Genomic DNA, 25,832 nt, shown 5'->3' on the forward strand with positions numbered 1-25,832 from the left:
AAATTACCTGTTATATATATTACAAGGTTTACTCCACTGTTACAGATTTAGCCAAATTCCGGGGCTGGTCTACATCCATTCCCTTGCAAACCGCAATGTGGTATGCAAGCAACTGGAGAGGTACCGTAGTTATTAACGGATTGAGACACTCGATTGTTTCGGGAAGTTCGATACTGCAATCGGCAATCTGGCTGATAACCGTATCTCCTTTCGTCACAAAAGCAATCACCCGTCCTTTCCGCGCCTTGATTTCCTGAATGTTGCTCAGCACTTTTTCGTACAGGGCATTTTGGGTGGCAATCACCACTACCGGCATTTCCGCGTCAATCAAGGCAATCGGCCCATGCTTCATCTCCGCAGCCGGATAACCTTCGGCGTGAATATACGAAATTTCTTTCAATTTCAGCGCACCTTCGAGAGCTACGGGATAACTATATCCGCGTCCCAAATAAATAAAGTTGTGCGCATAGGTGAAAGTTTTCGATAGTTCCGCCAGTTTATCATTCAACTTCAGCACTTCTTTCATTTTTTCAGGAATTTGGTTCAACTCCCGCACAACCGAAAGATAATACTGTTCGTCAATCGTTCCCTTTTCTTTGGCAAGTGTCAATGCCAACATCGCCAATACAGTGACCTGTCCCGTAAATGCTTTGGTAGAAGCAACTCCGATTTCCGGGCCTACGTGGATATACGAACCAGTGTGAGTGGCACGGGGAATCGACGAACCGATGGCATTACAAATTCCGTATATAAATGCCCCGCGGCTCTTTGCCAATTCTACAGCAGCCAATGTATCGGCAGTCTCACCACTCTGAGAGATGGCAATCACTACATCCTGCTCGTTAATCACAGGGTCGCGGTAACGGAATTCAGAAGCATATTCCACTTCTACCGGTATGCGGCAGAAACTTTCAATCAGTTGTTTGCCGATAAGTCCGGCATGCCAGGAAGTTCCGCAAGCCACGATAATAAACCGTTTGGCATTCAGCAGCCTATCCTTATTATCAATCACTGCCGAAAGCACTACGTTGTCCGCATCTACATTTATACGTCCGCGCATACAGTCATGAATGCAGTCCGGCTGTTCGAAAATCTCTTTCAGCATAAAGTGCGGATAACCGCCCTTTTCTAATTGTCCGAGCTTCAATTCCACTTTCTTCACTTCGGGAGTCATTTCGACATTATTCAAATCGACTACTTTCAACTCTTCACCCCTGTTTATTACGGCAATCTCTCCGTCTTCCAAGTAGACCACCTTATCTGTATATTCTACAATCGGAGTGGCGTCCGAAGCCAGAAAGAATTCATCTTCGCCAATACCCACTACCAGCGGGCTGCTTTTGCGTGCCGCAATAATCTCATCCGGATGCTCTTTATCAAGAATGGCAATCGCATAAGCACCAATCACCTCTCCCAGCGCCAACTGAACGGCAGCCAGCAAACTAACCTGATTGGTAACTTTCATGTATTCTATTAATTGAACGAGAACTTCGGTATCTGTACTGCTTTTAAAGATGTAGCCTTTGGCTTGGAGTTTTTCTTTGAGCACGGCGTAGTTTTCAATGATACCGTTGTGAATGAGAGCGAGTTTTTCGGAAGAAGAGTAATGAGGATGGGCGTTAGCGGAACAAGGTTCCCCGTGAGTAGCCCAACGAGTATGGGCGATTCCGATTGTACCGGAAATATCTTTCTGTGTGACGAAATTTTCGAGTTCGGAGACTTTTCCTTTCGTCTTGTACACATTCAACTGTTGGTTGTCACTGATTAATGCTACCCCTGCGCTGTCATATCCACGATACTCTAATCGCTTCAGCCCTTTTATAAGGATGGGGTAGGCTTTTCTTTTACCAATATAGCCTACTATTCCACACATATTATGATATTTTTATTTCGGCTGCAAATATACGCATTCCAAATAACATAAAGATAACAATTTCGATATTTATTTGACAGAAATGCACAAAAAAGTTGTAAACACATCAAAAAGTTAAATAATATAATCTTTTTAGCTCAAAAAGAAACAGATTACAATCAGTTTCAAATAACAGATATCAGGATAACAAATTAAAAGCAATTCAAAGGATTTTGGTTACAAATTAAAAGAATAAAGAACAGGCTTTGTATTTCGTGTCATAGAAAGACGGTATTTTACTATCATTATGAAATTAAATACTTATTTTTGCCGAACATTTTGATACATCAAACAGGTATTATCATACAATAAAGCTAGTAAGAATGAAGAAACAAGAACTTTTTAACAACGAAACAGAAGGATTCCCTTACCAACGACAGCCCAAACAGGCGGGCTTGTACGACGCGGCATACGAACACGATGCCTGCGGTGTTGGTATGCTGGTAAACATTCACGGAGAAAAGTCACACGACATTGTTGAGTCGGCTTTAAAGGTATTGGAGAACATGCGCCACCGCGGCGCCGAGGGTGCGGACAACAAGACCGGAGACGGTGCAGGCATTATGTTACAAATCCCGCACGAGTTTATTTTATTACAAGGCATCCCCGTTCCGGAAAAGGGACGTTATGGCACCGGTCTGCTTTTTCTGCCCAAAAATGAAAAAGACCAGGCAGCTATTTTGAGTATCATCATCGAAGAAATCGAAAAGGAAGGGCTTACGCTGATGCATCTGCGGAATGTACCTACCTGCCCGGAAATCCTGGGAGAAGCGGCTTTGGCCAATGAACCGGATATCAAACAGGTATTTATCACCGGATTTACGGAAACGGAGACTGCCGACCGCAAACTGTATCTGATTCGTAAGAGAATCGAAAATAAAGTCAGAATGTCAGCCATTCCGGCGAAAGAGGATTTTTATGTCGTTTCGCTCTCCACAAAAAGCATTATATATAAAGGTATGCTTTCGTCATTGCAACTACGCAACTATTATCCCGACCTGACGAATAGTTACTTTACCAGCGGACTGGCTTTGGTACACTCCCGTTTCAGTACCAACACGTTCCCGACATGGGGTTTGGCACAACCTTTCCGTCTCCTGGCACACAATGGTGAAATCAATACGATTCGCGGTAACCGCGGCTGGATGGAAGCCCGCGAAAGTGTACTTTCCTCTCCCACTCTCGGAGATATCAAAGAGATTCGTCCGATTATACAGCCGGGTATGAGTGACAGTGCTTCATTGGATAATGTACTGGAATTTTTAGTAATGTCGGGATTGAGCCTGCCTCACGCCATGGCAATGCTTGTACCGGAGTCTTTCAACGAGAAGAATCCCATCAGTGAAGATTTGAAATCTTTCTATGAATATCACTCTATATTAATGGAGCCCTGGGACGGACCTGCCGCCCTGCTGTTCAGCGACGGACGTTTTGCCGGCGGTATGCTCGACCGTAACGGCCTGCGTCCCGCCCGCTATCTGATTACGAAAAATGATATGATGGTAGTAGCTTCGGAAGTCGGCGTAATGGATTTCGAACCGGGAGATATTAAAGAAAAAGGACGGCTGCAACCGGGTAAGATTCTATTGATTGACACAGAAAAGGGCGAAATATATTACGACGGTGAACTGAAAAAGCAATTGGCGGAAGCAAAACCTTACCGCACATGGCTGGCTACCAACCGTATCGAACTGGACGAATTGAAAAGCGGGCGCAAAGTGTCTCATCATGTAGAAAACTATGACCGGATGCTCCGTACTTTCGGTTATTCAAAAGAGGACATCGAAAGACTGATTATGCCTATGGCAAGCACCGGCGCAGAGCCTATCCATTCAATGGGCAACGATACCCCGTTGGCTGTACTTTCGGACAAGCCGCAATTGCTCTACAATTATTTCCGCCAGCAATTCGCCCAAGTGACGAATCCGCCGATTGACCCGCTACGCGAGGAACTGGTGATGTCATTGACGGAATATATCGGTGCTGTCGGCATGAATATTCTGACACCGAGCGAAAGCCATTGTAAGATGGTGCGTCTGAACCATCCGATTCTAAGCAATACTCAATTGGATATTTTATGTAATATCCGCTATAAAGGTTTTAAGACTGTAAAGCTTCCGATGCTTTTTGAAGTAGCGAAAGGAAAAGCCGGGCTTCAGGAAGCACTGGGCGGACTTTGCAAAATGGCGGAAGAATCCGTGACGGAAGGCGTGAACTATATCATTCTGAGTGACCGTGATGTGGATGCCGACCATGCAGTAATCCCGTCCCTTCTGGCGGTAAGCGCTGTTCATCATCATCTGATTTCCGTTGGAAAACGTGTGCAGACGGCACTGGTAGTAGAAAGCGGTGAAATACGCGAAGTGATGCACGCAGCCTTATTACTCGGCTTCGGAGCAAGCGCATTGAATCCGTATATGGCATTTGCGGTACTTGACCAATTGGTGAAAGATAGAGATATTCAATTGGACTATGCTACGGCTGAGAAGAATTATATCAAGTCCATCTGCAAAGGTCTGTTCAAGATTATGAGCAAGATGGGTATCTCCACCATCCGTTCATACCGCGGTGCAAAGATTTTCGAAGCTGTCGGTTTGAGCGAAGAGTTAAGCAAGGCTTATTTCGGGGGACTCGGTTCACCAATCGGGGGTATCCGTCTGGAAGAGATTGCCAGAGACGCCATTGCTTTTCATGAGGAAGGAGTGGGAGAAGTTGAGAATGGAGAGTTGAGAGTGGAGAGTTGCCATGCGGAGTCTCACTCTCCACTCTCAACTCTCCATTCTCAACTTCTTACCGGTTTATATTCATTCCGCAAAGACGGAGAAAAGCATGCATGGAATCCCGAAACCATCAGTACGCTGCAATTGGCTACCCGGTTGGGCAGTTATAAGAAATTCAAGGAATATACTCACTTGGTGGATGACAAGGAGAAACCTATCTTCCTGCGTGATTTCCTGGGATTCCGCCGCAATCCGATTTCTATCGACCAGGTGGAGCCGGTAGAGAATATTTTGCACCGTTTTGTTACGGGTGCCATGTCTTTCGGCTCTATCAGCAAAGAAGCTCACGAGGCAATGGCTATCGCCATGAATAAGATTCACGGACGCAGTAATACTGGTGAGGGCGGTGAAGACGCTTCCCGTTTTCAACCGCTACCGGACGGCAGTTCTTTGCGAAGTGCAATCAAGCAGGTTGCTTCGGGACGTTTCGGTGTAACGGCGGAATATTTGGTTAATGCTGACGAGATTCAGATTAAGATAGCCCAAGGGGCAAAGCCGGGTGAAGGCGGACAACTTCCGGGATTCAAAGTAAACGACGTGATTGCCAAGACACGCCACTCTATTCCGGGAATTTCTCTGATTTCTCCCCCGCCTCATCACGATATTTATTCGATTGAGGATTTGGCTCAATTGATTTTCGATTTGAAGAACGTAAATCCACAGGCCAAAATCAGTGTGAAACTGGTCGCGGAAAGTGGTGTAGGCACGATTGCCGCAGGTGTGGCAAAGGCAAAAGCGGACTTAATCGTTATTTCCGGTGCCGAAGGTGGTACGGGAGCTTCTCCCGCTTCTTCTATCCGTTATGCGGGTATCTCTCCCGAACTGGGATTGAGCGAGACACAGCAGACATTGGTACTGAACGGACTCCGTGGCCAGGTGGTTCTGCAAGCTGACGGGCAATTGAAAACCGGACGGGATATTATCTTAATGGCATTGATGGGAGCCGAAGAATATGGCTTTGCCACCTCTGCACTGATTGTATTAGGTTGTGTGATGATGCGTAAATGTCATCAGAATACTTGTCCTGTAGGAGTTGCCACACAGAATGAGGAATTACGTAAACGTTTCCACGGACGCAGTGAATATTTAGTCAATTTCTTCACGTTCCTGGCGCAGGAAGTCCGTGAACATCTGGCTGAAATGGGATTTACCCGGCTGGATGATATTATCGGACGTACAGACTTGATTGAACGTAAATCCGTAGCGGACGACCCGAATCCGAAGCATGCGTTGATTGATTTCACCAGGATGCTGGCACGTATTGATAATGCTGCCGCTATCCGTCATGTCACCGACCAGGAGCATGGAATCTCTACTGTAAAGGATGTGGCTATCATTGATGCCGCCCAAGATGCCATCGAACATGAGAAAGAAATCTCTTTAGAATATACGATTGCGAATACAGACCGTGCAATAGGTGCTATGCTTTCGGGAGTAATCGCGAAGAAGCATGGAGCTAAGGGATTGCCGGAACATACGTTGAATGTGAAATTCAAAGGTTCGGCAGGGCAGTCTTTCGGTGCATTCCTTGTGCCGGGTGTCAACTTTAAACTGGAAGGGGAAGCGAACGACTATTTGGGCAAGGGTCTGAGCGGCGGACGTATCGCCGTACTTCCCCCTATCCGCAGCAATTTCGAAGCTGATAAAAATACAATTGCCGGCAATACTTTGCTTTATGGCGCCACAAGTGGTGAAGTGTATATCAACGGCCGTGTAGGAGAACGTTTTGCCGTACGTAATTCGGGTGCCGTCGCCGTAGTGGAAGGTGTAGGCGACCACTGTTGCGAATATATGACCGGCGGACGCGTTGTAGTCCTCGGACAAACCGGACGCAACTTTGCAGCCGGCATGAGTGGCGGTGTAGCCTATGTATGGAACAAAGACGGCAACTTCGATTATTTCTGTAATATGGAGATGGTGGAATTGTCCCTTATCGAAGAAGCAAGCTACCGGAAGGAGTTACACGAACTGATTCGCCAGCACTACCTGTACACGGGCTCCAAACTGGCACGAACAATGCTTGACGACTGGAATCATTATGTAGACCAATTCATCCAGGTAGTACCTATCGAATACAAAAAAGTATTGCAGGAAGAACAGATGAAAAAGTTACAACAGAAAATTGCAGACATGCAAAGAGACTATTAACCGGCAACCGGCAAGGTGCCGGATCCAGGTTTCCATGCGGAACTAAAATTAAACTTAAAAGAAAATGGGAGACTCTAAAGCTTTTTTAAATATACCTCGACAGGAAGCGGGATACCGCCCTGTGAGCGAACGAATCACTGATTATAGTCAGGTAGAACAGACGTTGAATACAAACAGCCGTAAGTTGCAGGCATCCCGCTGCATGGACTGCGGCGTACCTTTCTGCCACTGGGCTTGCCCGATAGGGAATAAACAACCGGAATGGCAGGATGCCTTATTCAAGGGAAAATGGAGAGAGGCATACGAAGTTTTGTCATCCACTTGTGATTTTCCTGAATTTACAGGACGTATCTGCCCTGCCCTCTGCGAAAAGTCTTGTGTATTAAAACTGTCATGCGACCAACCTGTGACAATTCGTGAAAATGAGGCGGCTATTGTTGAAGCAGCCTTTCGCGAGGGATATATACAGGTACAAAAGCCGAAAAGAAACGGAAAAAAAGTTGCGGTAATTGGTGCAGGCCCTGCCGGACTGGTTGTAGCGAACCAGTTGAACCTGAAAGGATACAGTGTCACATTATTTGACAAAGACGAAGCACCCGGCGGACTGCTCCGCTTCGGTATCCCCAACTTCAAACTGGATAAGAATGTGATTGACCGACGCATGAATATATTAGCAGCGGAAGGAATCAAGTTCGAAATGGGGGTAGAAATTGATGTCAATCATCTGCCGGAAGGGTTCGATGCTTACTGCATTTGCACAGGTACACCAACAGCACGAGATTTAACTATTCCGGGAAGGGAATTGAAAGGTATTCATTTTGCCCTCGAAATGCTGGCGCAACAAAACAGGATTTTGGAAGGACAGACTTTCCCAAAAGATAAATTAGTGAATGCCAAAGGAAAAAAGGTGCTTGTCATCGGTGGTGGAGATACCGGTTCGGATTGTATCGGAACCAGTGTACGCCAGGGAGCTATCAGTGTAACTCAAATTGAAATCATGCCTAAACCGCCTGTGGGACATAATCCGGCTACTCCGTGGCCGCAATGGCCGATAGTCTTCAAAACAACTTCCAGCCATGAAGAAGGGTGCACACGACGCTGGTGCCTGACTTCCAATCAGTTCCTCGGAAAGAACGGAAAGGTGACAGGTGTAGAGGTGGAAGAGGTAGAATGGATTCCGGCAACAGACGGTGGACGTCCGGCAATGAAACCTACCGGAAAAAAAGAGGTAATCGAAGTGGATATGGTATTGCTGGCTATGGGATTCTTGAAACCGGAACAACCGCAATTTGCTGATAATGTATTTCTTGCCGGAGATGCAGCTACCGGAGCCAGTCTGGTAGTACGTGCCATGGCAGGCGGACGGAAAGCGGCTGCGGAAATAGATGCTTATTTAACAACCAAAAATTAAAGTTATGTGTGGAATAGCAGGTATACTCAATATAAAAGCTCAGACCAAAGAGCTAAGAGACAAAGCACTGAAAATGGCTCAGAAAATCCGTCATCGCGGACCGGACTGGAGCGGAATCTATGTAGGCGGAAGTGTCATCCTGGCACATGAACGTCTTTCTATTGTCGACCCGCAAAGTGGCGGGCAACCCTTATACTCACCCGACCGTAAACAGGTGCTCGCCGTAAACGGTGAAATCTACAACCACCGTGATATTCGTGCAAAATATGCCGGAAAATATGATTTCCAGACAGGAAGTGATTGTGAGGTTATTCTTGCCCTTTATAAAGATAAAGGTATTCATTTCCTGGAAGACATCAGTGGTATCTTTGCCTTTGTCCTTTATGACGAAGAGAAAGATGAGTTCCTGATTGCCCGCGACCCTATCGGCGTTATACCTTTATATATAGGTAAAGATAAAGAGGGGAAAATCTACTTCGGCAGCGAACTGAAAGCGCTTGAAGGATTTTGTGACGAATATGAGGTATTCCTTCCCGGACATTACTATTATAGTAAAGAGGGAAAGATGAAACGCTGGTATTCGCGCGACTGGACAGAATATGAAACTGTAAAAGACAACGATGCCCGAACCGCCGATGTAAAAACAGCATTAGAAGATGCCGTTCATCGCCAGTTGATGAGTGACGTACCTTATGGAGTACTTCTTTCCGGCGGTCTGGACAGTTCTGTCATTTCCGCTATCGCCAAGAAATATGCAGCCAAACGTATAGAAACAGACGGAGCAAGCGATGCCTGGTGGCCGCAACTTCACTCTTTTGCCATCGGTCTGAAAGGCGCGCCCGATTTGATAAAAGCGCGTGAAGTCGCTGAATATATCGGAACAGTGCATCACGAAATAAACTACACCGTGCAGGAAGGGCTGGATGCGATTCGTGACGTTATCTATTTCATCGAAACGTATGACGTAACTACCGTGCGGGCTTCTACTCCTATGTATCTGCTGGCACGTGTCATCAAGTCCATGGGTATCAAAATGGTGTTGAGCGGTGAAGGTGCCGATGAAGTTTTTGGTGGTTATCTCTACTTTCACAAAGCCCCTACTCCGCAGGCGTTCCACGAAGAAACGGTACGCAAACTTTCAAAATTGCATATGTATGACTGTCTCCGCGCTAACAAGAGTTTATCTGCCTGGGGAGTAGAAGGACGTGTTCCTTTCCTTGATAAGGAGTTTCTTGATGTGGCAATGACGTTGAACCCGAAGGCTAAAATGTGCCCCGGAAAGGATATTGAAAAAAGAATCGTACGTGAGGCTTTCGCCGATATGCTGCCGGAAAGCGTAGCATGGAGACAGAAAGAACAGTTCAGTGACGGTGTGGGATATTCCTGGATTGATACATTGAAAGAAATAACAACCGCTGCCGTAAGTGACGAACAAATGGCACATGCAACCGAACGTTTCCCCATCAATACTCCGCAAAACAAGGAAGAATATTATTATCGCAGCATCTTTGAAGAACATTTCCCCAGTGAAAGTGCGGCTCGTAGCGTACCGAGTGTTCCCAGCGTAGCCTGCTCTACGGCAGAAGCGCTGGCATGGGATATTGCCTTCAGAAATCTGAATGAGCCAAGCGGACGCGCGGTAAAAGGGATACATGAAGAAGCCTATACTTAACTTGTCGAAAAGTAATAGGATGGATTATTTCTGTTACTCTTTTGTAGCATTTCTATTCTAAAATCCCAAGGATTAACGCAGATTAGCATATTATTGTCTGATTTGCGTTTTCTTTTTTATACTTTTGAAGCCAAACCCAATTAAATCTATTAAACCTTTTAAAGACCAAACAAATGAATTTAAAGAAAATGATGATGGCTTCCGCCCTTTTAGTAACTGCTTGCTGTATGCAGGCACAGACAAAAGTAATTGCCCACCGTGGTTTTTGGAAAACCCCGGGTTCATCACAAAACAGTATTACCGCACTTCAAAAAGCAGATTCCATCGGATGCTACGGTTCAGAATTTGATGTATGGATTGCCAAAGATAATAAACTGATTGTCAACCATGACCCCGTTTATAAAATGCGGCCGATGGAATATTCCAAAGGGGATGCACTGACTGGGCTGAAACTCTCTAACGGAGAAAACCTGCCTAGTCTAAAGCAGTATTTGGAAGCTGGGAAAAAGTGCAATACCCAATTAATACTCGAGCTTAAAGCACACAGTACCAAGAAACGTGAAACTAAAGCTGTGCAGGAAATTTTGGCTATGGTAAAGAGTATGGGATTGGAGAGCCGCATGGAATATATTACTTTCTCCCTGCATGCCATGAAAGAATTTATCCGCCTGGCACCTGCCGGAACCCCAGTATTTTATCTGAACGGTGATTTATCTCCGAAAGAATTAAAAGAGCTTGGTGCTGCGGGTCTTGACTATCATATGGGAGTGATTAAAAAACACCCCGAATGGATTAAAGAAGCTCATGACCTTGGCTTGAAAGTCAATGTATGGACAGTGGACGAGGCAGAAGACATGAAGTGGCTGATTGAGAATAAAGTAGACTTCATTACTACCAATGAGCCGGTTGTATTACAAGAAGAATTAAAGAAGTTCTAATCCTAAAAGGATACTTTTTTTAATCTAAAAGCCACTATCACGTAAATTCAAGATACGTGATAGTGGCTTTATCAATTACATTATTCTATATTCTTCCTTCACCAACTTATTCCATCTCTGAAACGCCCGCATGAGACTTTCCTCTTGCACCAATTCTTCCATTCCGTAATACTCTACAAACCGGTGCATGGACTTTTTATACATCACTCCTTTATTGAACCTGTTGTCCTGCAGGTAGCGGTACAGTTCCGCCTTCATCTCCGTCTCTATCTCCTTTTCTATAACCAACAGACTATCCCGCCCGATATAATTATACGTTTCGGGCGACTTCCCGGCTCTCGGACTTGGCAATACGAAACAAATATTCCCCGTCTCTTTCCACGGCGCGCCTTTAGGATGCGGCACTGTCGACTGATACAGCAGATGATATATCGGGCTGATATGTGAAAGATGAATAGGAACAGAACTTTGCGGCGACGAGCCACTTTTTGAGAGTTCTAAACACTGTCCGTAACGGACGTACATGTACCTTGCCAGATACGGCTTGACGGCAAACGTAATTGTAACCATGGGAATTAAAATGTGGTTTGTAATAAAAACTTATGTACAGACAGCACTTGTGGCTGTGAATTCCGTTTGATTTGCAGAGAAAACTCCTATGGCTTTCGGGGACGGAATTCTGAATCTGTAAGACGTTGATATACAATTGGTTACTACTGCCTATTTTGGTTTAAAACCAAAGCACCGTTCCTTTAAAAGGAAGACGCCGTTCCTCACCGAGGAAACGGTCGTTTCTCGGTGAGGAATGAAGCCTTCCTTTAAATCCGGGCGCAAAACTAGCCGCAATATTCTGATTTTTCAAAAATAAGGCGTGCGGTAAATTGTTGTATTTGTAATGAAATGTCTTAATCTTCGTATCTAATTATTAATTGCGCGCGCAGGACATGCGGCCATTGTTCGATAATATATCTAAAAAGCGAAAATGAATATTAACTAAATTTGTCCATTGGGGTAAAAAGCTGAAAATGCGCGGCCGTGGGTAAACAATCCTTTCCCAGCCGTTTTTATATCCCTTAAACATTTCATATCTAATCATATAACTCTAAAAAAAAGATTATCAATGGCAAAAAAAAAATTGAAAGAACAGAACAAGTTGGAAGGCTTGATGCTTTCCGTCGTCGAGAATCTGGAATCGGAATGCCGTTTCGGCACGGCTCATGTCTACCGCAGTACGCTGCGGTCCTTTACGCTCTACTGGTATTCGTACCAGAAACCTTGTATCCCAATGAAGCTGCGTTCGGTATTCACTTCCCCCGTCCTTCGCGGCTTCGAGCAATACCTGAAAGGTCGCCAGCTCAGCATGAATACCGTTTCCACATACATACGTATGCTCCGTGCGATGTATCACCGTGCACTCTTAGCAAAGAAAGTGCCATATCTCCCCGGTCTTTTCGACCATCTGTACACTGGTGTCTGCTCTGACGTGAAACGTGCGCTTCCTTCCGATGATATGGCACGGCTGCTGTCCTTAACATCCACTTTCATCCTCGGGGAAGCCACCCTTTTTTCTTCCCTAAGCAATAAACTCCGTGAAGCTAACAACTGGTTCTCCCTGCTTTTCCTTCTTCGCGGCATGCCCTTTGCCGACCTTGCCCGCCTACGCAAATGTGACTACCGGAACGGTGTCATCAGCTATACCCGTCAAAAGACAAGACGTCTCCTCGTGGTAAGCGTCCCAAAGGAAGCGGAAACTCTGCTCCGTGACTGCGCCGACCGCAATCCTAAATCTCCCTACCTGCTTTCTATTCTAGGTGGTAATGAACCTCTTGAACCGGGAAGCCGCAAGGAATACCAGCGCTACCAACAAGTACTTCGTTCGTTCAACTACCGCCTGAGCCAACTGTCCCAAGTTTTAGGAATGAGATGCAAATTCTCATCTTATACTGCCCGCCACACATGGGCAACGCTTGCCTTCCACGACAAATGCCCTGTCGGCATGATTTCCAACGCCTTGGGGCATTCTTCAGTGAAAGTCACGGAAACCTACCTCAAACCTTTCGAACTTGAAGAACTTGACCGGGTTAACAGAAAGATAATTTCTTACGTAAGCAGGAAGACGGAAGGAAGGAAAAATCAAAGAAAAATGGTTCTAAAATACTAATAAACAACTAATTACAAGCACGTTACTTTGCAGGTAACGGAAAATAGAATACGCAACAAAAATACAGTTAACGATTAATATATGCAAATATAATCATACCTTTTTTCTAAAATATTAATCTATAAGAGAAACGACACGAATAAAACATAGTATTCTTTCGCATTAGTGCTTCATCAACATCTAAAATTTGCAAAAGATTTATTCCTCTACCACTATCTTAAAAGCAGGGGCAGAGAACTTGAGCTCTCATTTAACGTCTTCTCCATATCGATTCATCCATACCGGACAAAACAAAGGTTTTTCCGTTACCTGCAAAGTAACGGAGATGAGAAAATACAAATTAAGAGGATTAAATTAATACCAAAATCCAAATAAGATGCTGACACGCAAACTCTATCTTCCTCTTTCACTTTTACTCCTGCTGCTTCTGTCGCCCAGCCTTTGTCTGGCGCAGTCCCAGACTTCGGACACCGTTTATGTCTTTCGTTTTGTCTCCCATAAGGATATGTTCTATACCCCATGGAAAGGCAATGGTACACAACTTGACAATCTTTTGTCGTTGGTAGAAACCTACAAGGCAGCTATCTTGAGCGGTGAAGCTCCTTTACTTGTTGACGGTTATTGCGCTTCCCAACCTACGGTAACCGAGAATCTGAAACTTGCGAAGATTCGCAGCAACCGTGTAAAATCCGAACTTATCCTTAGTAAAGGAGTGAATGAATCCTGTTTCATCACCCACAACTATGCTGAACCTTACGGAGATTTACGCCATGTCGTCATCGTCCGTTTACAACTTCCAAAAGCGAAAATTACAGAAAAACCAATAGTAACACAAGAACCTGCAAAGGAAAAATCTCCCGTCGCAGAAGTAACCCCGAAACAGGAGGCGCCCGCAGAGCCGACATCTCAAACTGTTGTTTCCTCGGAAACTCCCGCAGTTTTGTTGAAAACGTCCAACCCTTATCATCTCTCTCTGCGCGCCAACCTGCTTCGCTGGGCTACCCTGACTCCTGATTTAGGCATCGAGTGGCATATCAACGAGCATTTCGGTGTCCTTATCAATGGCAGTTGGACTTCATGGAGCTGGGATAACAAAAACCGCCGCTATGCATTATGGAAAGTTTCCCCCGAAATACGCTACTATCTCGGCAAACAGTGCAAAGGCTTCCTCGGAGCCATGTACCATACCGGCGATTTTCATTACAAACTAGGTAATACCGGACATCAGGGCAACTACCAAGGCGGAGGACTAACCGGCGGCTACATATTCGACCTGAACCGTTCGCTTTCTCTCGATTTTCATGCCGCAGCCGGTTACACATCTGCCGACTATGACAAGTACACACTCATCAACAATGTGCGCGTACGCAAAGATACGAAAACAAAAGACTACTGGGGTATTAACCAACTAGGAATCACACTGATATGGAAACTTATAAAATAATCTCATACACGGCTCTTTTTCTAGGAGCGTCTTTCTTGACAGCATCCTGCGTCAAGGATGATATTTACAACACACCGCACCCCACCACAGGAGCGATTAAGATTACGACTGACTGGAATATGCGTTCTTCGGAATCCGTATTGCCTACCGACTATTTACTACGCATTGGTGCCACTGCCGACCAAAAGGTTACAGATGCCACCAATGTTTATCATACCTTGTTCACCCCCGGACAGTATGAACTATTGGCATACAATGTCCCTTCAGGAATGACTATCAATGGAAATATCGCCACAGTAAACACAACTACCGATGGCAACACCATTGAAGCGCTCCCTGGATACCTTTTCTCTGCCGCTCAAACCCTGGATGTACAAAAAGACGATACCCTGCGAACTACAGTGAAGATGCAGCAACGGGTACGCCAATTGACATTGGTACTAAAGCTGAAAGAGGGAGACGAAAACCGTTTCAAACGGGTCGTAACCACGCTGAATGGCATTGCCACTTCTGTGGACTTGCGTACGGGTACACTGTCATCTGCCGAAAACGTTTCAATAACTCCGTCTTTCGAATTGTCAACCGATGCCGCCGACCATCTTCCCCGGCTCACTACTACCGTTAATCTGTTAGGTATTATTCCCACTGAATCGCAGAATCTAGCTATAACAGTGACTATGAACGACGGCACTTCGCATTTGATTAATAGCAACTTAACTGATTTATTAAAGAACTTCTCCCAATCAATAGAACCATTAACACTGGATGCAAACCTTGAACTACCTATAGAAATGGGAGCATCCGGTTCTATAAATGACTGGACACCCGGATTGGAAGAAGGACAAGGAGATGTGGAAGCTAACTGATTATAAATTATTATTAATATACAAGAATGATGAATTCAAGATCTTATTTTTTGGCAGCAGCGTTAGTGACGTTGGCTGCTTGTAGCAATGACAATGAAACGGATAATTCCGTAGAGAGCGGATTGGTACCACTGGAGGTTTCGGCCAGTATCAATAAGGCAAAGACACGCGTGACCAATGATAGCCAATGGCAAAAAGGGGACATGATTAGTGTCAATGCCACTAGTGGAGAACTGGAATATACAGCCAAAAACTATAAATTAGTGGATGGAACTTCTAATTTTGAACCTGTTGACCCCATATATGATGCCATTTATTACGGAGCTGCCGATGGCGAATTCTCAGCATATTATCCTTGCATAGCTTATCAGTATCTGACTGATTACAAGACCATATCAGGTGACATAATCAGCCAGGAAACAGAGCAGAAAAAAATGAGTAACAAACGGATTGATTTTATGTATGCCAAAGCAACCGGGACTAAAAATAGTCCTGCCGTGAATTTTAAGTTTGACCATAAAATGAGTAAATTGGTCATTCGTTTGAAAGCGGGTGTAGGTTTCCAAGATGCATGGGCTTTTACATCATGGTATGACCTCATATTCTCCTCTAAATCACCGAATCTACATTCTAAAGTTACATTTGATCCTAAAGAAGGCACTATCACTCCGAGAAATGCAGTAAATAGTCTTGCATTTTTATATCAACCCACTAATGGTATTCCACGTATAAGTGGAGAAGATGTAACTATTGACGGAACGAAATATGGTCAATTTACCTATATCCTTTGTCCGGAAGAGCAAGTGCCAGGTGGCTTAGAATTTGCATTGCATTATGTCACTAAGGATATTACTTATACCACAACACTGTTTACTGACAAAAGCGAAACAGAGATGGTAACTGAAGCTGGAAAAGAATACGTGTATACTGTCACTGTCAATAAAACAGGACTTGAAGTAACCAATGCAACTATTAAACCCTGGATACCTGCTGAACTGCCGAATGACGGAAATGTAGATGCCTCTCTGTAAATGAAGACACCCTAACCAGTGTATAACAGCCATTCCGGACGCCATGCGTCAAGTCCGGGCACTGAAAAAATTGAAAAAACAGTTGCTTCCCGCTTCGCGGCGGGAGGTGGCACACATCAACAAAATGAAAGAAAATAAATAAAAACGAGCAGATATGAAAACAAGAAAACAAATCTGTAATGCTTTTGCATTATCAGCAGTACTTTGTCTGGCTTCATGTTCTCCGGAACAAACGGATGACACTTCGTTGGCAGAAGGCAAATATCCCATGACCTTCACTACTCCAATAGAAGGCTTGACAATCACTCGAGGGCAATCTAGCGAGGGGATGTGGTGGAAACGTGAAAATATAGCCGTAAAAATAGACGGAACGATAAAGAAATATACTTCGAGCAACAGCGGAAAATCAGCAGTATTTACCTCTACTGAACCATTTTATTGGCAGCAGAAAAATGAAACAAAAGAAGTTTGTGCATGGTATTACGGTACAGGCTACAATGCTGAACTACAATCCACATGGGCAGTGAAGTCCGACCAAAGCATGACTGCCACAGATAAGTTTGGCACCGGTTATAACAAAAGTGATTTTCTCTATGCGCCCCCACAGTCCATCTCCTTTAATGGCAGCAAAAATCTGTCTTTCTATCATCAGACAGCACATGTAATAATACATATTCTATATACCGAAGCAGGAGAAAGTATCGGTCCGACTAGCATCGCAATCGGAAGTGAGAATAACATCGCACTTAGTGGCAAATACACACCCCCTGTAGCACTAAGTACTGTTGGTACATGGGACGTAAACAACGCTACAATGGGCACAATCAATCCATATGGATTTTATGACCCTAGCGGTAATTATTTTTGTAGCTACCATGCTCTTGTTATTCCACAAGATATGTCGAACAAGAAGTTCATATCTGTGACAATGGCAGATGGATACACATATTACTATATCCCGAAAGAAAATGAGGTCAAATTGGAGAGCGGTAAAGAATACATTTTTAAAGTTACCGTGAAAGAAGGTGGACTTATGGAAGTGGAAACTACAACGACAGATGCTTGGAATGCAAAAAGCGCCCCGATTAATGTAGCAAGCAAAGCAACTGCCCCCGGCTTCTCCGCCACCGATTTGAAAATCGGTGATTATTATTACAGTGACGGCTCTACTTCTGACGGTGGTTACCGCAAGTATGCCGACGACGGCACTACGACAATTTTAGACATCTATCCGGAACTGACAAATCCTACAACAGGAGAAGAACGCAGTGTTATCGGCATTGTATATTGGGTTGACAGTAATATCACGAAAGATAATTATGGTTTGTTGGATAGTGAATACAATCACGGTCTCGTTGCCGCTTTATGGAATATTCCGACCAGCACATGGACATGTGGAGAATCTGAGTCCATAGATGACTGGCTAAAAAATGCGACCTGGCTGGAAGGTAATAGCAAACCGACAGGTTTCACTAGCATAAAACCAATGGACAAGATACAGGGCTACGCCAATACAATAGCTTTACGTGAGTATAACAAAGCAATAGAGGGAAATTCCGGGAAAAGTCAAAATCTGCGAATAAAGATTATTGATGGCTTGGATGACTTTATCGGCACCCATGTTGCTCCCACAAATAGTAGTGGTTGGTTCTGCCCTTCCGCCTATGAATTAAAATATATAAGTTTGGGACAAGACAACGAGAAAGGTTCTATCGGAAGAGAAATGCTAAACACGCAATTTAGTAAAGTTGGCGGAAAGTACGATAAATTCGGAAATATCGACTATTGGTCAAGTACAGAGCATAGTGCTCAACTTGCCAAGAAAGTGTATTTCGGTATTAACAGTGCCGACATAAGTTGGAATAATAAGGTAAGTCAGCCACATGTCGTACGCCCTATTCTCGCTTTTTAAAGCCTTTCAATTCAATCCATTCCATCAATTAAAACGATATGAAAACATTTAGATATACTTTCCCTATCTTCCTGCTACTATCCAGCGTAGCAGTACTTTCCGGCTGTTCACAAGACGAACTGTTGGAAGAAAAGACTCCCATAGATACTTCCCGTTTCATCACTGTCACCGTTAATGACAACGGCTATAAGGATTCCAACGGCACATCTACACGCACCATAGAAAATGGCTATAATACAAATTTTACTGTTGGCGATGAAATAGGCCTTTATGCAGTAAAAGAAAAGAGCCTATTGCCCGAAATAAAAAATATCCGTCTCATTGCTTCAGATGATGGCAAAGGTGGAATTACTTGGCTAGATGAAAACGGGCAAGGTCCTTTGTATGTTTATCAAGCCACCTATTTCGCTTATTATCCTTATCAAAATCTATCACCGGAATATGAGCCTTGGACTTACTCTCCAGATCCCAATATCTTTTTTGACACAATTTTACAGGACTGGGAACTTGCTATCGACCAAAGCAACTACAACGATTATACACATCTTGATTTAATGACAGCCAAGAGCAGCGTGAATCCATCTCCTGATAGTGGACGACCACAATTATCATTCTCAATGAAACATTGTATGGCATTAGTAGTTATTGACCTCCCGAGTGATGCTACTAACATAAAATTCAGTAGTTTCACTCCCTACCATATGAGCGACGGCACTTACCGTTATTTGATGAAAACACCCACACAATTCCCGTCGTCCTATGACAAACCTATATCGAAACAATTTATCGGCAGCTATACTGATAATAAGGGTAGCACAATGGAATGGAACTTCACAGCAAGCGGAATACTAGCAAATAATTATCAAGTTTATACAGTGGATGGCGGAAGTTCTAAATAGGCTCGAAAACTACTTTTTTTTGTTAAATATGGCAATTCACATTGCCTGCAACTACAAAACAGTTACATTTGTAAAAACAACCAATAAATGGGAACAAAAGAAAAACTGATAGAACGCTTCAAAACTTTACCTACAGATTTTACTTTTGATGAAATGGAGAAATTACTTAATTACTTTGGTTATGAAAAATCTAATAAAGGTAAAACTTCCGGTTCAAGAGTAATATTCAAAAATAAAGCAAAACGTCCGATTATGATACATAAGCCGCATCCCGGAAACATCATAAAAGGGTATGCAATAAAACAAGTATATAATGACTTGAAAGAAGAAGGATTAATTAAATAAAGGAGAACGATATGAATACACTAACTTACAAAAGCTATATTGGCTCGGTCTACTTCAGTGAAAAAGACGGCGTTTTCTTTGGAAAAATAGAAGGAATCAATGGACTCGTCAACTTTGAAGGAGAAAGTGTAAAAGAACTGACAGAAGCCTTCCATGAAGCTGTAGATGACTATTTGGAGTATTGTAAAGCAGAAGGTATTGAACCACGGAAAAGTTATTCCGGTTCACTGAATATTCGTATTACTCCGGAAATACATAGCCAAATTGCTACATTAGCCAAACAAACCGGGGTTTCTATCAATGCTTTTATTAAAAGAGCTCTGGAAAATCAAATAGCAACTATGTTATAAGAAAAGCACTGTCACGTAGTAAGTTTAACTCACGTGACAGTGCTTTTTTACTAAACCACGGCAGGTGGAGCTACCACCTCTCCTCTTATTTGAAATCATCCAATACATCTTTCAGTTCTTCCACTGTCAGTTCTCCTACCTGCCGCCAAAGCTCATGTCCTTTATGCAATAAAAGAAAAGCAGGTACAGTTTCTACATTGTGCGCATCAGCCACTACCCTATTTTCTTCTGCATTCACTCTTATCAATTCTACCGTTCTCTTTTCGTAAGTACGGAGTACGGGACCTATCCACTCATAATGAGGCGACCAATCCGCATAGAATACAACCAAAACTAAATGGTTGGTTCTTGCTGCCACTTCTAGTTGTTTTTGTATATCCATAATCTTCTATATTATTATAATATTGTATGTGGTAGAACAATGAATATAAAAAAAGGTTCTTTAGAATATCCGATAAGCAGTATGTCACCCAAAATACCTAATCCGCTTGCATATCGTCAAAACTAAAAAGGTATTTTTATTGTTTTTATAGCAAAGATTGAAGGAAAACAGTACAAAAATCCTTCATATATTATGAAAGGATATGCAAAATGCATCCATCAAATAACAATTTAAAAGAATATACCCTTATATTATTTCATATTAAAACTTACACATCGCATATAGAAAGTGATTGAAAGTTTACTAAAAATAAATAGATATTAGATATACTTTTCAATAAAACATAAAGCAAAAAGTCATACCTTTGCATTGTAATAAAACAAAAGGATACAACAACCAATAAATATAAGTCAAAATGACAAACAAGATTAAGTTCACAAAAATGCATGGAGCGGGAAATGACTACATATATGTAGACACTACCAAATATCCGATAGCAGAGCCTGGAAAGAAAGCAATCGAATGGAGCAAGTTTCATACAGGAATTGGGAGTGACGGACTTATATTGATTGGAAGTTCTGATAAGGCTGATTTCAGCATGCGTATTTTCAATGCTGACGGTTCGGAAGCGATGATGTGCGGAAACGGTAGCCGTTGCGTAGGCAAATACGTATATGAATACGGCTTGACTGATAAAACAGAAATCACACTGGATACGCTGTCGGGAATTAAGATACTTAAACTTCACGTAGAAGGAAAAACAGTAACCGCAGTCACAGTAGATATGGGCAGTCCGTTGGAAACGGGAGAAGTACATTGGAAAGGGAAATATCCTTTCCGGTCAACTAAAGTATCAATGGGAAATCCTCATTTAGTTACTTTTGTGGATGATATAACCCGGATTAACTTACCGGAAATCGGTCCCGAATTAGAGAACTATCCTCTTTTTCCTGACAGAACCAATGTAGAGTTTGCACAAATTGTCGGCAAAGATACCATACGGATGAGAGTCTGGGAAAGAGGTTCGGGAATTACCCAAGCTTGCGGGACAGGTGCTTGCGCCACAGCAGTAGCCGCCTTCATCAACGGGCTTGCAGGAAGAAAAAGCAATATAATAATGGATGGCGGCACAGTCCTCATTGAATGGGACGAAGCCTCAGGCCATATATTGATGACAGGACCGGCAACCAAAGTTTTCGATGGGGAAATTGTTGAAGAAGTTGAGAATGGAGAGTTGAGAGTTGAGAATGAATACTGATAGAAACTTAAAACAATAACAATATGGCATTAGTAAATGAACATTTTTTGAAATTACCGGGAAGTTACTTGTTCTCGGATATAGCGAAAAAGGTAAATACTTTCAGGATAACGCATCCCAAACAGGACATCATCCGGCTAGGTATCGGTGATGTAACTCAGCCACTTCCAAAAGCATGCATCGAAGCCATGCACAAGGCGGTAGAAGAACTGGCAAGCAAAGACACATTCCGCGGATATGGCCCTGAACAGGGATATGATTTTTTGATTGAAGCAATTATAAAGAATGATTTCGCCCCACGCGGGATTCACTTTTCCACTTCCGAAATATTTGTCAGTGACGGAGCCAAAAGCGATACCGGAAATATAGGTGATATTCTTCGCCATGACAATAGCGTAGGCGTTACAGACCCCATCTATCCGGTATATATAGACAGTAATGTCATGTGCGGACGTGCCGGAGTACTGGAAGAGGAAACGGGCAAATGGAGCAATGTCACATATATGCCCTGCACGAGTGAAAACAACTTCATTCCTGAAATCCCGGACAAACGGATAGATATTGTTTATCTCTGCTATCCGAACAACCCGACCGGCACAACACTGACCAAACCGGAACTGAAGAAATGGGTGGACTATGCTTTGGCAAACGACACGTTAATCCTGTTTGATGCCGCATACGAAGCGTATATCCAGGACGAAAACGTCCCCCACTCTATTTACGAAATTAAAGGGGCGAAGAAATGCGCCATTGAATTCCGTAGCTTCTCAAAGACAGCAGGATTCACCGGAGTACGTTGCGGATACACGGTAGTACCGAAAGAGCTTACTGCCGCAACGTTGGAAGGCGACCGTATCCCGCTCAACAGATTATGGAACCGCCGCCAATGCACCAAGTTCAACGGCACTTCCTACATCACCCAACGGGCTGCAGAAGCTGTTTACAGTGCGGAAGGCAAGGCACAGATTAAAGAAACGATTAACTATTATATGACCAACGCAAAAATTATGAAGGAAGGGCTGGAAGCTACCGGATTGAAAGTTTACGGTGGAGTGAACGCTCCCTATTTATGGGTGAAAACTCCGAATGGCCTATCCTCATGGCGATTCTTTGAACAGATGTTGTATGAAGCCAATGTTGTCGGCACTCCCGGTGTGGGCTTCGGACCAAGTGGCGAAGGATATATCCGCCTGACCGCTTTTGGCGAACGCAACGACTGTATTGAAGCTATGAGAAGAATAAAAAACTGGCTCTGACTGAATGAATAATGGATAGCGGGAAATGGAAAGTTCAACATACCCCCATTAACGGACATCATCATTCCTGCATTATCAGTTATCCATTATTAGTTATCTATAAAAAAACGATAGTATTTCGCGCGCTACTATATACATGGACCGTACATCCACATTTTTCTAACTTTTAAAGGTAAAAAGACGATGAAAACGACGATTAACAAAAACAAGGGGGTAATAACAGTAGCATTATTACTGTCAGGGCTTGTCCCATCCGCAACGATGGCACAAGATAAACTAGAAGCTTCCGTGGGAGCTGACTTGGTAAGCGGTTACATCTGGCGTGGGCAGGATTTAGGCGGAATCAGTATCCAGCCTTCACTGGGGATTGCTTACAAAGGTTTCTCACTCGGAGCATGGGGTTCTGTAGGATTCGAATCGGCAGACACGAAAGAGTTCGATTTGACTATCGGTTACTCGATTGGTGGTTTTAGCGTTTCGGTAACAGATTATTGGTTTAATACCCAGGTCGCGACAGGTGTGGACGATGACGGAGAAACGGTTTATTCAACCAACAAGTATTTTAAATATGGAGCCCATTCTACGGCTCATGTGTTTGAGGCACAAGTTGGATATGATTTCGGTCTGCTGGCCGTCAACTGGTACACGAACTTTGCAGGTGCCGACGGCGTGAAAGAAAATGGCAAAAGGGCTTATTCTTCCTATCTCGCACTTAGCGCACCATTCAAATTGGGTGGTCTTGACTGGACAGTAGATTTAGGCATGGTACCTTGGGAAACAACTTTCTACAATGGCTATACAAGCGGTTTCTGTGTATCGGACGTCAGCCTCGGAGCTTCCAAGGACATCAAGATTACCGATTCCTTCTCCGTCCCGGTATTCGCCAAGGTATCAGTCAATCCACGCACGGAAGGAGCTTATTTCACATTCGGACTAAGTTTTTAAGAGAGAGAATTTAGAATATCAAAAGAGTGTATAGGGTCAAGGTAGTTAGAGTTTAGATTTTATCGGTTTGTTGTATGGTAACCTGCTATGGCTGCCACTGCCCTATACCTCTTTCTTTTACTGGTCAACACTAATAATTTAAGGTATATGAAAAAGATTGAAGCTATTATCCGTAAAACCAAATTCGAGGACGTGAAAGACGCCCTTCTCGAAGCGGACATCGAATGGTTCTCTTACTATGACGTAAGGGGTATTGGAAAAGCGCGCCAGGGACGTATCTATCGTGGCGTAGTCTATGACACCAGCACCATCGAACGAATACTTATCTCTATTGTCGTACGCGACAAGAATACAGAAAAAACGGTACAAGCCATCATCAAGGCTGCACAAACCGGAGAAATCGGTGACGGACGTATCTTCGTCATCCCCATCGAGGATGCCATCCGCATCCGCACTGCCGAACGCGGCGACATAGCGCTCTACAACGCCGAACAAGAACGCTAGCGGCAGCGGCAAGGTATCGCTCCCAGGTTTCCTTGCGGATTATAACGTTTATAAAGAGGTTTACAACATCACTAATAATAGGTATAAAATAAGATAATTATTATGGATACAAAATATAAAGGCCATGGCTTCATAAAGCTGTGGATAGCCACTACTATGTTCATGTTATGCTGTTTTGCTACAGGTGCACTAGCACAGGATACAGTTATTGCCGATACAGCAACAGTTACAGAGACAATAACTGAACTTTCAGCACTCCCAACCGAATCTACGGCAGAAGCCCCGGATACTATCGGCGAACTGGCTTTAGGATTAAATACGGTTTGGATGCTACTTGCAGCAATGCTCGTGTTCTTCATGCAGCCGGGATTTGCCCTGGTAGAAGCCGGTTTCACCAGAGTGAAGAATACTGCCAACATTTTGATGAAGAACTTTGTAGACTTCATGTTCGGTTCTTTGCTTTACTGGTTCATCGGTTTCGGACTGATGTTCGGTGCAGGCGGATTCATCGGAATGCCCCACTTCTTCGACCTGTCTTTCATGGATAACGGGCTGCCCAAAGAAGGATTCCTTGTTTTCCAAACCGTATTCTGCGCCACTGCCGCTACCATCGTATCAGGAGCAATGGCAGAACGTACGAAATTCTCTATGTATCTGGTTTATACAATCTTTATCAGTGTGCTGATTTACCCGATTTCCGGTCATTGGACTTGGGGCGGCGGTTGGCTGATGAATGGTGAAGCAGGTTCTTTTATGATGAACCTTTTCGGAACGACCTTCCATGATTTTGCAGGTTCCACTGTTGTTCACTCGGTAGGTGGATGGCTTGCCCTCGTAGGTGCCGCCATTCTAGGCCCACGTATCGGCAAATATGGAAAAGACGGTAAATCCAGAGCTATTCCGGGACATAACCTGACTGTTGCTGCACTAGGTGTATTTATCCTTTGGTTCGGATGGTTCGGGTTCAACCCCGGTTCCCAGTTGGCAGCAAGTACCGAAGCAGATGCAAACGCAATCTCACATGTATTCCTGACAACTAATCTTGCAGCTTGTGCCGGTGGTTTCTTCGCCCTGGTAATCAGTTGGATGAAGTACGGAAAGCCCTCTTTATCATTGACACTGAATGGTGTATTGGCAGGCTTGGTAGGTATCACCGCAGGATGCGATGCCGTATCTCCCGCAGGAGCCGTATTGATTGGTGCTATCTGTGGCGTTGTGATGATATTCTCGGTAGACTTTATTGATAAAGTCCTGAAAATCGACGACCCGGTAGGTGCTTCTTCCGTGCATGGTGTTTGCGGTTTCTTAGGAACCATTCTTACAGGTTTGTTTTCCACCAGCGAAGGTCTGTTCTATGGATACGGTTTCGGATTCCTCGGAGCACAAATTTTCGGAGCACTTGTAGTCGGAGCTTGGGCGGCAGGTATGGGATTCATCATCTTCAAGGCTCTTGATAAAATTCACGGTCTGCGCGTTCCGGCACGTGTCGAGGAAGAAGGACTCGATATTTACGAACATGGAGAATCCGCTTACAACTAAAAACGTCTGCTTATAAACTAATAAAACAGACGATATAGATTTAAAAACAGATTTCTATCCCGGGCGGGTTTGACCGCCT

20 protein-coding genes are annotated in these 25,832 nt (G+C 43.9%); 17 read left to right on the forward strand and 3 right to left on the reverse strand.

Features of this window, described 5'->3' with window-relative positions; all coding sequences use genetic code 11:
* Nucleotides 1-28: 28 nt before the first annotated feature.
* Complete coding sequence (gene glmS, locus BacF7301_RS20365) at nt 29-1,873, reverse strand: glutamine--fructose-6-phosphate transaminase (isomerizing) (RefSeq protein WP_167965721.1); 1,845 nt, start codon at nt 1,871-1,873, stop codon at nt 29-31.
* A gap of 362 nt (nt 1,874-2,235) precedes the next feature.
* On the opposite strand from glmS, the gene gltB reads away from it, so the two are divergent.
* From gltB to BacF7301_RS20385, 4 genes are all read left to right on the forward strand, one after another.
* Nucleotides 2,236-6,840: a glutamate synthase large subunit gene (gene gltB, locus BacF7301_RS20370; RefSeq protein ID WP_167965723.1), complete on the forward strand. Its 4,605-nt coding sequence runs from the start codon at nt 2,236-2,238 to the stop codon at nt 6,838-6,840.
* Nucleotides 6,841-6,904: 64 nt separating this feature from the next.
* The gene (locus BacF7301_RS20375) at nt 6,905-8,251 is read left to right on the forward strand and encodes a glutamate synthase subunit beta (RefSeq protein ID WP_167965725.1); all 1,347 of its coding nucleotides are present in this window, start codon (nt 6,905-6,907) and stop codon (nt 8,249-8,251) included.
* Between the two features lie 4 nt (nt 8,252-8,255).
* On the forward strand, nt 8,256-9,923 hold the full coding sequence (gene asnB, locus BacF7301_RS20380) for an asparagine synthase B (RefSeq protein ID WP_167965727.1): 1,668 nt from the start codon (nt 8,256-8,258) through the stop codon (nt 9,921-9,923).
* Between the two features lie 173 nt (nt 9,924-10,096).
* Nucleotides 10,097-10,861, forward strand: a complete 765-nt coding sequence (locus BacF7301_RS20385; RefSeq protein ID WP_167965729.1) for a glycerophosphodiester phosphodiesterase family protein — start codon at nt 10,097-10,099, stop codon at nt 10,859-10,861.
* Nucleotides 10,862-10,936: 75 nt separating this feature from the next.
* Here BacF7301_RS20385 and BacF7301_RS20390 read toward each other — a convergent pair whose 3' ends face one another.
* A complete protein-coding gene (locus BacF7301_RS20390) occupies nt 10,937-11,431 on the reverse strand; it encodes a hypothetical protein (RefSeq protein WP_167965730.1) in 495 nt (164 codons plus the stop codon).
* Between the two features lie 550 nt (nt 11,432-11,981).
* Here BacF7301_RS20390 and BacF7301_RS20395 point away from each other — a divergent pair.
* The 8 genes from BacF7301_RS20395 to BacF7301_RS20430 all read left to right on the forward strand — a co-directional run bounded on the left by BacF7301_RS20395 (nt 11,982) and on the right by BacF7301_RS20430 (nt 19,869).
* Nucleotides 11,982-13,022 carry a tyrosine-type recombinase/integrase gene (locus BacF7301_RS20395; protein ID WP_245208272.1) on the forward strand — a complete coding sequence of 347 codons (1,041 nt, stop codon included), beginning with the start codon at nt 11,982-11,984 and terminating at the stop codon, nt 13,020-13,022.
* 376 nt (nt 13,023-13,398) lie between these two features.
* Nucleotides 13,399-14,466, forward strand: a complete 1,068-nt coding sequence (locus BacF7301_RS20400; protein ID WP_167965732.1) for a DUF3575 domain-containing protein — start codon at nt 13,399-13,401, stop codon at nt 14,464-14,466.
* On the forward strand, nt 14,448-15,332 hold the full coding sequence (locus tag BacF7301_RS20405; protein WP_167965733.1) for a FimB/Mfa2 family fimbrial subunit: 885 nt from the start codon (nt 14,448-14,450) through the stop codon (nt 15,330-15,332). Before BacF7301_RS20400 ends, BacF7301_RS20405 begins: the two co-directional genes overlap by 19 nt.
* Before the next feature lie 26 nt (nt 15,333-15,358).
* Nucleotides 15,359-16,363 carry a fimbrillin family protein gene (locus tag BacF7301_RS20410; RefSeq protein ID WP_167965735.1) on the forward strand — a complete coding sequence of 335 codons (1,005 nt, stop codon included), beginning with the start codon at nt 15,359-15,361 and terminating at the stop codon, nt 16,361-16,363.
* A 154-nt stretch (nt 16,364-16,517) separates the two neighbouring features.
* The gene (locus tag BacF7301_RS20415) at nt 16,518-18,275 is read left to right on the forward strand and encodes a fimbrillin family protein (protein WP_167965737.1); all 1,758 of its coding nucleotides are present in this window, start codon (nt 16,518-16,520) and stop codon (nt 18,273-18,275) included.
* Between the two features lie 38 nt (nt 18,276-18,313).
* Nucleotides 18,314-19,174 carry a fimbrillin family protein gene (locus tag BacF7301_RS20420; RefSeq protein ID WP_167965739.1) on the forward strand — a complete coding sequence of 287 codons (861 nt, stop codon included), beginning with the start codon at nt 18,314-18,316 and terminating at the stop codon, nt 19,172-19,174.
* Nucleotides 19,175-19,261: 87 nt separating this feature from the next.
* On the forward strand, nt 19,262-19,519 hold the full coding sequence (locus BacF7301_RS20425) for a type II toxin-antitoxin system HicA family toxin (protein ID WP_167965741.1): 258 nt from the start codon (nt 19,262-19,264) through the stop codon (nt 19,517-19,519).
* A gap of 11 nt (nt 19,520-19,530) precedes the next feature.
* The gene (locus BacF7301_RS20430) at nt 19,531-19,869 is read left to right on the forward strand and encodes a type II toxin-antitoxin system HicB family antitoxin (RefSeq protein ID WP_167965743.1); all 339 of its coding nucleotides are present in this window, start codon (nt 19,531-19,533) and stop codon (nt 19,867-19,869) included.
* A gap of 85 nt (nt 19,870-19,954) precedes the next feature.
* On the opposite strand, the gene BacF7301_RS20435 is transcribed toward BacF7301_RS20430, so the two are convergent.
* A complete protein-coding gene (locus tag BacF7301_RS20435; RefSeq protein ID WP_167965744.1) occupies nt 19,955-20,251 on the reverse strand; it encodes a thioredoxin family protein in 297 nt (98 codons plus the stop codon).
* Nucleotides 20,252-20,666: 415 nt separating this feature from the next.
* Here BacF7301_RS20435 and dapF point away from each other — a divergent pair, with 415 nt between their 5' ends.
* The 5 genes from dapF (at nt 20,667) to BacF7301_RS20460 (ending at nt 25,753) form a co-directional block, all read left to right on the forward strand.
* Nucleotides 20,667-21,509: a diaminopimelate epimerase gene (gene dapF / locus BacF7301_RS20440; protein WP_167965746.1), complete on the forward strand. Its 843-nt coding sequence runs from the start codon at nt 20,667-20,669 to the stop codon at nt 21,507-21,509.
* A gap of 23 nt (nt 21,510-21,532) precedes the next feature.
* Entirely contained in the window at nt 21,533-22,765 is a 1,233-nt protein-coding gene (locus BacF7301_RS20445) for an LL-diaminopimelate aminotransferase (RefSeq protein ID WP_167965748.1), read from the forward strand.
* 183 nt (nt 22,766-22,948) lie between these two features.
* Nucleotides 22,949-23,710, forward strand: a complete 762-nt coding sequence (locus BacF7301_RS20450) for a hypothetical protein (protein ID WP_167965749.1) — start codon at nt 22,949-22,951, stop codon at nt 23,708-23,710.
* Nucleotides 23,711-23,857: 147 nt separating this feature from the next.
* Entirely contained in the window at nt 23,858-24,214 is a 357-nt protein-coding gene (locus BacF7301_RS20455) for a P-II family nitrogen regulator (RefSeq protein ID WP_004303701.1), read from the forward strand.
* A 102-nt stretch (nt 24,215-24,316) separates the two neighbouring features.
* A complete protein-coding gene (locus BacF7301_RS20460; protein WP_167965751.1) occupies nt 24,317-25,753 on the forward strand; it encodes an ammonium transporter in 1,437 nt (478 codons plus the stop codon).
* Nucleotides 25,754-25,832 lie beyond the last annotated feature (79 nt).

Source organism: Bacteroides faecium (assembly GCF_012113595.1).
Taxonomy (GTDB): domain Bacteria; phylum Bacteroidota; class Bacteroidia; order Bacteroidales; family Bacteroidaceae; genus Bacteroides; species Bacteroides faecium.